The following is a 13,505-nucleotide window of genomic DNA, read 5'->3' on the forward strand; positions in this document are numbered from 1 at the left end:
AATCAGCAAACCAATTTATAACCAACGCCCCGTATATTGATGATTTTCAATGCGGGGTCTTTTTTGAGCTTTTTCCTCAATTTGGTAATAAACACATCCATACTGCGGGCATTAAAAAAATCGGACTCCCCCCAAAGGGTGTTCAGAATAACATCGCGATCTAACACCTGATTCCGTTTTTCGTTCAAATGATAGAGTAGTTCAGACTCGCGATGGGTAAGGTGAACGACCGTTTTTCCATGCCATAGTTCTTGTTGTGCCCTGTGGAACACATAATCGCCAATCGTTATATGGGCTTTTTGTTGCTGCCTTGATTTACGGTCTGCTAAAGACTTGATGCGTACGATTAACTCTTCCATGCTAAACGGTTTTTTCAGGTAATCGTTACCGCCTTGGCCAAAACCTGCTACCACATCGGTGGTCTGCGATTTGGCCGTTAAAAAAATAATGGGGGTCGTTTGGTCTATATCTCGAATACGTTGGGCCAGGGTAAATCCATCCAATTTGGGCATCATCACATCTAAAACCAAGACGTCGGGCTTGGTTTTTTGGTATTGCTCCCAAGCTTCTTCCCCATTTTGGGCCAAGCTTACCTGAAACCCCCGACTTTCCAGACTTTCTTGAACGATCATGGCCAAGGCGGGTTCGTCTTCCGCTAAAATGATATGTAATGGCTGGTCTTTCATAGGGTAATTAGAAATCGGGTCATTCCCTTACGCGATTCCAGCGTGATTTGGCCACCGTGCTTTTCAATAATACTTTTGGTATAGTACAGCCCAATACCGAATCCTTTTACATCATGTCGGTTTCCGGTCGGAATGCGGTAAAATTTATCAAAAATCTTACTTCGTTGTTCCTTGTCGATTCCTGCCCCATTGTCCGAAACTTCTAGGGTTACCTTTCCTTGGTCTTTTTTTAGACGGATTTGTATGTTGTATCCACCATATTTCAAGGCATTATCGATGAGGTTGCCGAGTGCGTTTTCGAAATGGAAAGGGTCTATTTCTGCCATTATTGGGGATTCGGGAAGGGTGTATTCTATCGTTTTTTGGGAAGCCAAACTTCGAAATCGCTGAGCTGATTTTTCGACCAAAACATTCAGGTCGGAAGGCTCTTTTTGTAGCAGTAGTTTGTCGCTGTCCAAGGTGGCGGTTTCCAATAGTTTTTCTACCATTTGGTGAAGCTTGCTCAATTGTTCTTCGGAAATACCGAGGTACTTATCGGTAGACTTGGGGTCAGCTTTAAAATGTCGAATGGCTTCGATGGCAGCGGCCGTGGTGGTAATCGGAGTTTTGAATTCGTGGGTAATATTGCTTATCAGGTCGTTTTTAATCTCGGCCAATTGCTTCTGTTTGTTTATGGTGCGATGCAGATAGATCAAGGAAGCGATAACACAAATGCTTAGTATCAGGGAAAGTAAAATACCACTAAGGCTTCGTTTTAAGATTTCTAGGGTAGGGTTACTGAAGCGTAGTTCCAAATCATGGTGGGGTGGTAAAAAGGTGCTTTTTGAAAAGGTGCTCAAGGCCAGGGTTTTGGTAGAATCACTACGCCAACTCTGAAGCAGACTGTCGTTATCGTATTCCACGGCCATAAATTGGATTTCTAAATCCTTTCTCCGGAATTCGCACTGTAACAGGCTATCGAGGTTTTTTAAATCAATGCTGTCGCGCTGAAGCGAGACTATGATTTGATTGGCAAAACCTTGTAATTTACTGACACTGTCCGCCGCTCTGCCCCTAAAAACCCTTACGGAATTGATGCGGTCGGGCTGCATCCAGGTTACGCCATGGTCCGTACTGTCCAAAATCTTGGTAAACCCTTTTATTTGAATGCCCATGGAATCGTATTCTTGTTCAATGTTCAAAAAAATAGAGTCCATATTCATTTTTTTAAGCCTTTTGATATGGACATCATGGTTGGCAATGTCCGGCAATTCTATGGCATCGTCGCCGATAAAGGCCATAAGATCGGTTTTGGCAATTTCGGCCGAATAGGCCTCAAGGGCATTGTCTAGCCCTTCTTGCACTTCAAGTACCAGTTGCTGTTTTTGTTGCTTGTATTGCTGGTAGTTCCAAAACAATTGAATACCCAAGGTCAACACTATGGTCAGGCCGATCAAGAGGGTTCGTAAATGGTTTTGTTTAAGTCCCATAGGCCAAAAATAAGCAGATTGCCGCCTGGGTGACCATCGCTTAACACTCGTTAACACTGCTTAACCATTTTTGAGTACAGGCTGTGCCAAATTTGTGGTCGAATCAAAAACTGAAAGACATGACACTGATACGTATCGTACTTACTTTGGTAATGACACTAATGATTGGGTTTTTAAATGCCCAACAAATGACCGGCCGGGCTGTTTATAAATCCATGAGTAAAATGGAAATCCGCTTAGATAGTACCGAGGCCAGTGCCGCCATGCAGGCCGATTTGCAAGAACAACTCATGGAGGCCATGAAAAAGGATTATGAACTCAACTTTAACAGTACGGAGAGTAACTGGAAAGAACTGCCCAAATTGGATAAAAGTATGGGTGGTGGGGGCATCCAAGTCATCGGAATTGCCTCCGGTGGTGGGGCCGATGGTCTTTTGTATAAGAATACCAAGACCAAAGGTTTCTCGGAGACCCAGGGTATGTTCGGTAAATTGTTTTTGATCGAGGGCGATTTAGAGGAATATGAATGGGAGCTAGGGTCGGAGACCAAACAGATCGGTCAATATACCTGTTATAAGGCCACGGCGGTTCGAAAGTTTATGGCCAGTAGTTTTAGCAGTTCGGACGATGGGGTAGATTCCAGTGAACAAGAGCGCGAACAGACCCTAACGGCATGGTATAGCCCAGAAATTGCGGTTAACCATGGGCCGGATGTGTTTTGGGGCTTGCCCGGACTTATTCTGGAGATAAGTAATGGGGAACGCACTTTGATCTGTAGTCAGGTTATCTTGAACCCTTCAGATGCCAAGGCAGTAGTACCGGCCACCAAAGGTAAAAAGGTTACCGAAGCCGAATATGAAGACATCATGGAAAAGCAAATGCAGAAAATGCATCGTATGCACGGTGGTCGTAAAAAAGGAGACGGACGTGGCAATATTGAAATCCGTATCGGCGGATAAAAATCAATTTTTGTTTCCCTTTTTTTAGTGCCCGTTTAGTTGGCCTTTTTCGTCAAGGCATGACCCCATGTTGACTTTTTTTAATCATCAATCAAAAAACGAATATGTCCAGACAATATAGCTGTGGTCTTTTACTGACCTTTTTTTGCCTATTTCTAAATGCCCAAGAGGTTGTATTAAGCGGAAAGGTGGTCGATAGTACCGGTCAGGGACTCGAATTGGCCAATCTAATGGTATTTGAAATGCCCGATAAAAAAATAGCGGCCTATGGGGTAACCGATACCGAAGGGCGTTTTCGATTTCCGTTAAAAAATAAGGGCAGCTATATGTTAAAAGCCAGTTTTTTAGGATTCGAAACCTATGAGGAATCCTTGAGCGTCGAAGAAGAACGACATTTGGAGATTACCCTAAGCGCGGTACCCAATCAGCTCGAGGGGGTAGAGGTGGTACATGAATTGCCAATTTCGGTTTCCGGGGATACGATAGTGTATAAGGCCGATGCCTTTACAACGGGGAAAGAACGAAAATTGGCCCAGGTTTTAGAGCAGTTGCCCGGTTTTGAGGTAGACGATGAAGGCCAGGTAAAGGTACAGGGTAAAGAGGTGAGTTCGGTTTTGGTAGAGGGAAAAGAGTTCTTTGATGGCGACACCAAAATGGCCACCCAGAACATTCCGGCCGATGCCGTCGATAAAGTACAACTACTTCAAAACTTTAACGACGTAGGCCCATTGGGGGGTGTGAATTCTAGCGAGGCCTTGGCATTGAACATTAAGCTGAAAGAGGGGATGAAAAATATTTGGTTCGGCGATCTTATGGCCGGGGCAGGTGATGAAGAGCGTTATACTTCGCATGCCAATTTGTTTTACAACAGCCCAAAACTGAGTCTCAATTTTATCGGTGATGCGAATAACTTGGGAAAACAGGCCTTTACCCTAAACGATTATTTTAGGTTTAATGGTGGGTTCTCGAGCTTATCGGGTAGCTCGGGTGGCGGTCTACGCCTGTCGCAAGACGATATCGGACTTTCCTTTATGCAAAACAACCGGGCACGATCTATCGATTCGAAATTGGGTGCCTTGAACCTGAATTATAATCCGAATAAAAAATGGACCCTGTCGGGCTTTGGTATTGTTTCCGATACCAAAACCGATATGTTGAGCAGTAGTAAACGTACCTATATTGGTCAAGAAGGGCAGACCGAGAACTTAAACCGTGTGGGTACCTTAAGCAACCGGGCGGTATTGGGAAAATTCAGTACGGTGTACAAACCATCGGGGCGTTGGCATTGGGAATACAATGGCTTTTTAAAGGGAAGTGCCATTACCGATGAGATTGGGCAGGACTCTAAAATCGGGGAACAAAGCAATCGCCTTGAATCTTCAGATGCCCGTGACCCTTTTTCGTTCGAACAGCGGTTATCGGCTTTTTTCGCGAAGAATGAGTCGCATATCTTTTCTTTGGAAATGAACCATAACTATAGGGAAGGTCTTACCCGATTGGATTTGGATTCCGATGAACCTTTGTTTGCTGAACTAATTACATGGCCAGATGATGAAGCCTACCGATTGGGGCAACAAAACCGAGCTTTTACCCAAAGCTTCGATTTGCTATTGAACCACTATTGGGTGCTGGATCGTACGACACATCTCAATTTTAAATTTGGTCACAATAAGCTTTGGCAAGATTATCGAACGGAAACTTGGGCTGCTGATGATAACCCTCCAGGGTTTGGAAATGCCTTGCGCTATGAATATTCAGATAGCTATTTGGGTCTGGGATTTAGGAAAAAGTGGGGTAAACTTACCATCCATCCTGCTCTGAACCTACATCGGTTTAGGGCCCTAAACGAACAAGTGCAACAAAAACAGGAACAAAGCCCTACCCTTTTATTGCCACAATTACAGGCTAAATTCGATTTCGCGGCCAGTAGGTCCTTATCATTAACCTATAGGGCCGGCACCCAGTTCGAAGATGCCCAACAATGGGCCCAAGGGCTTGTGGTATCTAATTACAACACCTTGTTTCAAGGTAATCCGGGCTTGCGCGATTCGCCTTACCACGATTTGGAGTTGCACTATTTTGATTTCAATATGTTCAATTTTACTAATACGACGCTAATGCTGAACTATAGAAAGAATAGGCATGCGCTGGGTAATGAGCTCCAGTTTTTAGGGTTAAATCGAATAAACCGGGTGTTCAATCTTACACAGGCAAATGAAAGCCTGCGCTTCAATGGGGCTTTTGAAAAACGTTTCGAATGGTTAAAAACCGAGCTTTCGGCAGAACTCGGGTATTCCAAACTACATAACCAGGTGAATGGGCAGCCAGATTATAACCGAAGCTTCAACCAAACCTATGAACTTTCGGTAGAAACCTTGTTCAAAGAAGCTCCCAATGTTGAAATCGGGTACCGGCAATTGTTCAATGATTATTCCAGTGCTAATACCTCTGATAGGTTTACCACCCGCGTTCCATTTGCCAATGCCGAGCTGTATTTCCTGAAATCGTTTACCCTTACGGCCGATTATTCGCATTACAATTATAAAAACCGTTCGGGCACTACCCGTACCGATTACGGGTTTTTGAATGCATCACTTTATTTTAGGGCCGATGAGAGTCCTTGGGAGTTTAAATTGGAAGGTCTGAACCTCACCGATAACCGTGAGATACGTACCGATGCCTTTTCACAGAGTATCATTGGAACTACGGCCTATTTAGTGCAACCTAGATATTGGGCATTGAGTATTACCTACGAGTTGTAGATTTTTTTAAAATGGATTAATCCTTTTTGATTTCACTTAGTCTTACTGGAAATACTTCGAGCTTTCTTCAGCTATGGTATCCAAAACTTGACTAAGTATGACACGTTCGCTTTTAATCTTCAGTATCCTTTTTGTAATGGCCCAGGGCAAGGCCCAAGATTTTCAGGGTCAGGCTGTTTATGAATCCAAGACCCAAATCAATATTGATTTAAGTGGTCGTAATATTCCAGAGGATCGTAAAAAACGCATTCAAGAACGAATGAAGCAAATGGGCGAACGTTCGTATGTTCTCGATTTTAACCGTACCGAATCTATCTTTAAGGAAGAAGAAAAGCTCGATAGTCCCCAGGGAGGTAATGGGGGTAGGGGACGTATGTTTATGTCTATGATGAGTGGTGGCGCTGGTGGTGATTACTATAAAAATGTGACCGATGCCCAGTATAAAAATAAAGTAGAGCTCTTCGGAAAAATCTTCTTGATCAACGATAGTTTGCCCACTTGGGAATGGAAATTGGGAAGCGAATCGAAAAAAATCGGTCAGTATACGGCTTATAAAGCTACCGCTATAAAGCAGGTAAGAAGGCCTAATACGGCAGCTATGTTCCGTAGGGGTGCTGCCAGGGACAGCGCAGCTACTATGATCGAGAAAGAGGTCACCGTAACGGCATGGTACACACCTGAAATCCCCATTAATCAGGGCCCCTCGGATTATTGGGGCCTACCCGGACTTATTTTAGAGGTGGCCGATGATGTTACTACTATGGTCTGTTCTAAAATTACTATCAATCCGCAAGATAAAGTGGCGATAAAGGTCCCTAAGAAAGGCAAAGTGGTCAGTCAAGAAGAATTCGACGCGATTGCCCGTAAAAAGACCCAAGAGATGCGGGAGAATTTCAGGAATCGGGGTCCAAGGGGAGGCCGCCAATAAGTTATTTACATAGAACTGTATTTCCGAACCATCAATCAGAACAAGCAGATGCGAACTTTTCTACCCATATTTTGGGCTTTTTTTGCAGTACTTAGCCTTCAAGCCCAAGAAATCACCTTAACCGGCCAAGTTTCCGACAGTACCGGGCTTGGTATAGATATGGCCAATGTTATCGCCATTAACCAAGCCACCGATGGTTTGGAGTCCTTTGGTATTACCAATCATAAAGGGGTATATAAGCTCAACTTAAAATCGGGGCAGACCTATACCGTTAAGGTTAGTTATCTCGGGTTTTCGCCAGCATCGTTCCCGTTTACCGCAGGTGTCCAAGATGCAAAAAGGGATGTTACCCTAGAGGCCCAGGTAGAAGACCTAGATGAGGTAGAGTTGGTGTATGAAATGCCTGTGCAGGTTAAGGGCGATACTTTGGTGTATAATACCGATTCGTTCGTATCGGGTACCGAAAAAAAACTGAAGGATGTGTTGGAAAACCTGCCCGGAGTAGAGGTAAACGACGATGGGCAGATCGAGGTAGAAGGCAAGGCCGTGACCAAGGTCATGGTAGAGGGTAAAGAATTCTTTGATGGCGACTCTAAGCTGGCGGTAGAGAACATACCGGCCAATGCGCTGAGCAAGGTAGAAGTGTTGCGTAACCACAATGAGGTGGCCCAAATGAAGGGGCTTACCAACGACGATGACAATGTTGCCCTGAACATACGCTTAAAAGAAGGGAAAAAGAAATTTTGGTTCGGGGAACTTACCCTGGGCGCCGGCCCCGATGGGCGCTATCTGGCACATCCTAAGGTATTCTATTATAGTCCTAAATTCAGCCTGAACCTACTTACCGATCTTAATAATGTGGGCGAGGTGCCCTTTACCCGACGCGATTACCGCAATTTTACTGGCGGTATGCGGTCCGTAGGGTCACGAACCGGAAGTTCGATCAATACCGGTGGCGACGCCTTGGGCTTGGCAACCATGCAGAACAATAGGGCCAAGGATATCGATACTAAATTCGGGGCGCTTAATTTTAGTTACGAGATCCAAAAAGGTTGGGATATTAGTGGGTATGGGATCTACTCCTATACAGGTACTTTAATGGAATCGGCCCGAGAAACCACTTTTATTAATGATGGGGTTACCGAAAACGCGGCTACCCGTACCGATCAGACCGTACATTTGGGTCTGGCCAAGTTCAGTTCGATCTATAAACCCAATGATAATCTACAGCTCGATTACGATATCTTTTTAAAGGCATCGGACGATCATGAGGATATTGAGGTACTGACAGTTTCGGATATTACGGATCAGGTGGAAGAAACCCAAGCCCAAAAACCGATTTCGGTAAACCAGAATATGAATCTGTACTATACCTTGAACGAAAAAAATGTGTTTGCGGTAGAAAGTAGGTATCTACACCAAGATGAAGATCCTTTTTATAATGCCATTCGTGAAGAATTCGCCTTTACCGAACTCTTTCCGGTGGACGAAGATCAGTCGGTTTACGATATGAGCCAGAACAAACGTATCGTTACCAATAAGGTAGATGCCAAAGTCGATTATTACTATTTGCTCACCCCAAAAAGTAGCCTGAATTTGAGTTTGGGAACGGTACAAAGCAACCAAAACTTCGATTCCAATATTTACCAAATGCTAGATAATGGCAATGAATTTTCTATGGTAGGTGACGAATTCGGCAATAGGGTCAATTACCATGTTTCCGATATATTTTCCGGGGTACATTATAAATGGGTTAGCGGTATCTTTACTTTTAATCCGGGGCTTATCTTGCATCAATTCGATGCTAAGAATACCCAGTTGGGTACCACCGTTCACGATAAGAAAACGGCATTACTGCCCGACCTATATATAAACGCCCAACTGGAAAAATCGGAGAACCTTAGGTTTAATTATCGGGTGACCCGCACCTTTACCGACATCAATAAATTTGCCGAAGGTTATGTGCTGAATAGCTATAATTCGACCTATCGAGGGAATCGGGAACTCGAAAGTGCCCTTAACCATAACCTCTCGTTGAACTTTTTTAGTTTCAATATGTTCAACTTCACCAATATCTTTGGTAATATTACCTATACTAAACGTATAGATGCGCTTAAAAACGGAACCATTCAAGAAGGTATCAATAGGGTGGGTACGACCTTGAACTCGAATTTTGACGATGAGTCGCTATCAGCTAGCGGTAGGTATGAGCGTATTTTCGGAAAGATCAAAGGATCGGCCCGGGCCAATATGAGTTGGTCTTCAACCTACAATAATATTAACGGTGAATGGAATACCTCCGAATCCCTGACCCAAAACTATACGGTTTCCTTGGCTACCAATTTCAGGGATAAACCTAACTTGGAAATGGGGTATAGGTATACGGCCAACGATTTTGAAAATGGTCGTACCCAATCTACTTTTTATACCCAGAGGCCCTTTGTTCGCTTTGATGCTGCCTTCTTGAAAAGTTTCATTTTCACCGCCGATTACGACTACTACAAATACACCGACAAGGCCGAGACCGTAGATAACTCTTGGAGTTTTCTTAAGGCCGATCTTACCTATCAAAAGAAAGATAGCCGTTGGGAGTTTGGCGTAAAAGGTACCAACTTACTCAATACGGGTTCATTGAACCAAAACAGTACCAACGAGCTCTATTTTACCAATCAACGGTATTTTGTACAACCGCGGTATGTTCTGTTTACCGTGAAGTACGATCTGTAAGGTGACAAGGCTATGGAAAATGTTAAACCTGAACTAAAAACCGGAAGGGGTTTTTCAAGAATGGGGAATTGCGTACTTTTGCGACCGTTAACCTCGGAGGAAAAATTTGACTGATTGCAACCTCGGTAAAAAATGCTAAAGCAGTAGTGCTCCTAGCTTTTACCTTTCAGTCTCTTCTAGCTTCGATTTTTAGTAGTATTATGGCATATTTGTTTACCTCGGAATCGGTAAGTGAAGGACATCCGGATAAGATCGCTGATCAAATTTCCGACGCTCTTTTGGATAATTTCTTGGCCTTTGACCCAGATAGCAAGGTAGCTTGTGAAACTTTGGTAACCACCGGACAGGTAGTATTGGCAGGAGAGGTTAAGAGCCACACCTATGTAGATTTGCAGCAGATCGCACGTCAGGTAATCAATGATATTGGGTATACCAAAGGGGCTTACCAGTTCAGTGGCGATTCTTGTGGGGTTATTTCTTTGATACACGAACAGTCGCAAGATATCAATCAAGGGGTAGATCGGGCTTCAAAGGAAGAGCAAGGTGCTGGTGATCAAGGGATGATGTTCGGTTATGCCTCTAAGGAGACCGCCAATTATATGCCTTTGGCCCTCGATATATCGCATAAAATCTTGCAGACTTTGGCTGAGTTGCGTCGCGAAGGCAAAGAAATAGCTTATCTAAGACCCGATGCCAAGGCCCAGGTAACCATCGAATATTCCGATGAAAATGTGCCCCAACGTATAGATACCATTGTGGTTTCTACCCAGCACGATGAATTTTTGGACGATGACGATGCCATGTTGGCCCAGATCAAACAAGATATCATTGCCATTCTAATGCCTAGGGTAATCGCCCAGTTACCTGCCGATATCCAGAAACTTTTCAATGATGCGATTACCTATCATATCAACCCGACTGGAAAATTCGTAATCGGCGGCCCACATGGCGATACCGGACTTACCGGAAGAAAGATTATCGTGGACACCTATGGGGGTAAAGGTGCCCATGGAGGTGGGGCCTTTAGTGGTAAAGATCCAAGTAAGGTAGATCGTTCGGCGGCTTATGCGGCCCGCCATGCGGCCAAAAACCTGGTTGCTGCGGGTGTAGCCGATGAGATTTTGGTGCAGGTGAGCTATGCCATTGGCGTAGTGGAACCGACCTCTATTTTCGTAGATACCTATGGTACGGCCAAGGTAGGGTTAAGTGATGGTGAAATCGCCGAAAAAGTGGCCAGACTGTTCGATATGAAACCTTATGCCATTGAATCGCGCCTAAAACTAAGGAACCCAATTTATAAAGAAACCGCCGCTTACGGCCATATGGGTCGTTCGCCCAGAACCGTGACCAAAGTGTTCGAATCGCCTTATAATGGAAAGGTAGAAAAAGAAGTAGAGTTGTTTACTTGGGAAAAATTGGACCAGGTAGATGCCGTTAAATCGGCTTTCGGACTTTAATTCAAGTCAGCGGCCTCCGAACTATTTAGTTTAGATACGTCAATGATTAAACCGTTATTCTTTTGGGTAACGGCATATACGAATTTTTCGCCCCATTTAATTTCGGGTGCCTTGTAAGACGAACGGGAATACACAGTCTGTGAAGACGATTCCTCAAAGGCCTTCATGCTCACCAAGAATTCCGCTTCTTTCTGCTCTAGTTGGGCTGCCGTTAACCCGTACAACGGACTGTTTTCGGCTATGGGATGTACAATCGTCCACATATAGGGCATATAGGCTACCTTATTGCGTTCGAGTTCTAGGGCGTGGAAATCGCGTAAATCGGAATTATCACGTTTCATAGCCAAGGTCAGTTGCACCTCAAGTTCCAAGAGTTGGTTTTGTTTTGGGTTTACCACCCGGAACATAAATCCGTTAATGTCTTGGTACGGACAGATTACCGCATTTTCACTATACCGGATCATGGTATTGGGTCTAGAAAAACGTCCGTATAATAAACCGGTGGCCAAGGCAAAGCCTAATAGCCCTAACATAGATTCGATGGCGGCAATGGTGTTGGCGAGGTTCCCTAAGGGAGCTACACGGCCATAGCCTAAGGTAGTGATGGTCTGGGCGCTAAAGAAAAAGGCTTCAATAAAGCCTTCCGTAGGCGTGTTGGGGGTTATTCCGGTCAAATTTTCGACCCCGATCAGGGTATATGCGGTGGCAAATAGGATATTGATAATAAAGTATCCCATTAGAATAAACCCTAAAAAGTGCGTCCAGGGCATGGTAATTAGGGCATGGAAAAAATTCAATCGCTCAAAAAAGGGAACCCCGACCTTCTTTACATTGAACGAACCATCTTTGTTTATTGCCCTATACCCACCTATGTCTTCCTTGGTGCCTAAACCGAGGTCATTGAATAAGTTGCGTTTACGTTTTGCCATTTTGTTACATGTGAGTAAGAAAGCTAATTTATAAATCTTGGTTCAAATCACTAGGGTAGTGGTGTTAAGTGTCTGGTAAAGAGTTGGTATTTTGTGGTTTAACAAAAAATACGTAATTTTGATTAATGGTAACCGCAAAATTGAGGTTATGAGAAAAAAGAAACAAAATGGGCCTGCAAATTCGGGCGGCCTTAAAAAGAAGAGTGTAGCAAGGTATTCCCCTAAAAAAGAAGCCGAGGCCCAGGTAAGTGAATCGGCGGTACAATACGAACATCCCCAAGGTCCATTGCATATGGTAGTAGACGATCAAATACAAGAACAAGAATTGGTGCTTAGTACGCCTACCCGTATTAGGCCCATAACCGTTTTGGGCCTTTTAGAAGATCAAAGGTTAGATCATAACTATGTATCTTCTTTAAATACACTATCGCAACGTACTCAAAGCGAATTGGCCCAAATGCTCAATATAACCGAAAATACCTACAGGGGTTACCTTAAAGATCTAAGCAAGGCCAAAACCGATACCAAAGAACAAATTATTATGTTGGTCTCCTTATTTAAGCATGGCATTGCTGTTTTCGATACCATTCAAGCCTTTAACGATTGGTTAGATACCGAAAACCCATTTTTCGATTTTAGAACACCTCTCGGTTTTCTCAATACCAATTCGGGGGTGCATTATATAGATAACCGTTTAACTGCCATGGAGTACGGCGATAATGTGTAATTTATGCACGTTTACAGAATAGCCGAGGAAAAATATGCCTACAAATTAACGGCTTCGGGGGCCCCAAATCGGTGGAACCGGCAAGACCAATTCGTGTTGTATTGTGGGGCGCATCGTTCCCTATCGGCCTTGGAGCTGATTGTGCATAGGGCCAACAAAAGAAAGGATACTTATAAAACCATGGTCATTTCCTTGGCTCAAGACCCTATACTATTTACGACCTTAGAAAGGAAACAGTTGCCTCATAATTGGCGTTCTTTTTTGGCGGAAGAACAGTTAAGGGAATTGGGTAGTGTCTGGTACCGCGATCAAAAGACACCCATTTTGAGGGTTCCCTCCATAATCATTCCTCAGGAGTACAATTATGTTTTGAATACGGCTCACCCATTGTTTCCTGAGGTGGTGGAATTGACCGAGGTGGAAAACTTTTTCTGGTATAAACGGTTGTAGGCGAGAACTTGTTTAGTAACACATACATCGGCAGTCTTTAAACTTTCCTTTTGCCCCGATCCATCGCACCGCCTCAATATTGGCCCAAATTATACGGATTTTTGAATTACCCGACCAAAACACTAGGAAATCGTGAAATTTTTCAAAATCATTAGGTTTTTCCATTTTTCTGCCATTATATTTGTCCCACGAAGTTCAAACACGTATTGAATTGTTATCAAGAAAGGTGGAGGGAATAGACCCTATGAAACCTTAGCAACCCTTGGGCACCCCTGTTTATCAGGGAACCAAGAAGGTGCTACATTCTATCCTGTTTTAGTTGGGAATAGATAACGCAACGAAAACGACCTCGGTCGTTGGGTTCACTTTCTTTATAACTTTTTGATTTTACCTGTCTAGGCAGGGTTTGAC

General features: G+C 43.8%; 10 protein-coding genes and 1 riboswitch. Of the genes, 7 read left to right on the forward strand and 3 right to left on the reverse strand.

Features of this window, described 5'->3' with window-relative positions; translation table 11 throughout:
* Positions 1 to 2 precede the first annotated feature (2 nt).
* On the reverse strand, positions 3 to 686 hold the full coding sequence (locus B7P33_RS16200) for a response regulator transcription factor (RefSeq protein WP_097443268.1): 684 nt from the start codon (positions 684 to 686) through the stop codon (positions 3 to 5).
* Positions 683 to 2,155: a sensor histidine kinase gene (locus tag B7P33_RS16205; protein WP_097443269.1), complete on the reverse strand. Its 1,473-nt coding sequence runs from the start codon at positions 2,153 to 2,155 to the stop codon at positions 683 to 685. The genes B7P33_RS16200 and B7P33_RS16205 overlap by 4 nt, the downstream gene beginning before the upstream one ends.
* 119 nt (positions 2,156 to 2,274) lie before the next feature.
* Here B7P33_RS16205 and B7P33_RS16210 point away from each other — a divergent pair, with 119 nt between their 5' ends.
* The 5 genes from B7P33_RS16210 to metK all read left to right on the forward strand — a co-directional run bounded on the left by B7P33_RS16210 (position 2,275) and on the right by metK (position 10,988).
* Positions 2,275 to 3,114 (forward strand): GLPGLI family protein, encoded by an 840-nt coding sequence (locus B7P33_RS16210; RefSeq protein ID WP_097443270.1) that lies wholly within the window; start codon positions 2,275 to 2,277, stop codon positions 3,112 to 3,114.
* A gap of 104 nt (positions 3,115 to 3,218) precedes the next feature.
* On the forward strand, positions 3,219 to 5,876 hold the full coding sequence (locus B7P33_RS16215) for a TonB-dependent receptor (RefSeq protein ID WP_097443271.1): 2,658 nt from the start codon (positions 3,219 to 3,221) through the stop codon (positions 5,874 to 5,876).
* Between the two features lie 97 nt (positions 5,877 to 5,973).
* Positions 5,974 to 6,804, forward strand: a complete 831-nt coding sequence (locus B7P33_RS16220; RefSeq protein ID WP_097443272.1) for a GLPGLI family protein — start codon at positions 5,974 to 5,976, stop codon at positions 6,802 to 6,804.
* 48 nt (positions 6,805 to 6,852) lie between these two features.
* Positions 6,853 to 9,531 (forward strand): TonB-dependent receptor, encoded by a 2,679-nt coding sequence (locus tag B7P33_RS16225; protein ID WP_097443273.1) that lies wholly within the window; start codon positions 6,853 to 6,855, stop codon positions 9,529 to 9,531.
* Positions 9,532 to 9,731: 200 nt separating this feature from the next.
* Positions 9,732 to 10,988, forward strand: a complete 1,257-nt coding sequence (gene metK, locus B7P33_RS16230) for a methionine adenosyltransferase (protein ID WP_097443274.1) — start codon at positions 9,732 to 9,734, stop codon at positions 10,986 to 10,988.
* Here metK and B7P33_RS16235 read toward each other — a convergent pair.
* Complete coding sequence (locus B7P33_RS16235) at positions 10,985 to 11,917, reverse strand: ion channel (RefSeq protein ID WP_097443275.1); 933 nt, start codon at positions 11,915 to 11,917, stop codon at positions 10,985 to 10,987. The two genes, metK and B7P33_RS16235, sit on opposite strands and share 4 nt — an antisense overlap.
* A 148-nt stretch (positions 11,918 to 12,065) precedes the next feature.
* Here B7P33_RS16235 and B7P33_RS16240 point away from each other — a divergent pair, with 148 nt between their 5' ends.
* A complete protein-coding gene (locus B7P33_RS16240) occupies positions 12,066 to 12,644 on the forward strand; it encodes an antitoxin Xre/MbcA/ParS toxin-binding domain-containing protein (RefSeq protein WP_141402502.1) in 579 nt (192 codons plus the stop codon).
* A gap of 3 nt (positions 12,645 to 12,647) precedes the next feature.
* Entirely contained in the window at positions 12,648 to 13,094 is a 447-nt protein-coding gene (locus B7P33_RS16245; protein WP_097443277.1) for an RES family NAD+ phosphorylase, read from the forward strand.
* Between the two features lie 211 nt (positions 13,095 to 13,305).
* A riboswitch (SAM riboswitch) is annotated at positions 13,306 to 13,430 on the forward strand.
* Positions 13,431 to 13,505 lie beyond the last annotated feature (75 nt).

Source organism: Sediminicola luteus, assembly GCF_002514735.1.
GTDB lineage: Bacteria > Bacteroidota > Bacteroidia > Flavobacteriales > Flavobacteriaceae > HQA918.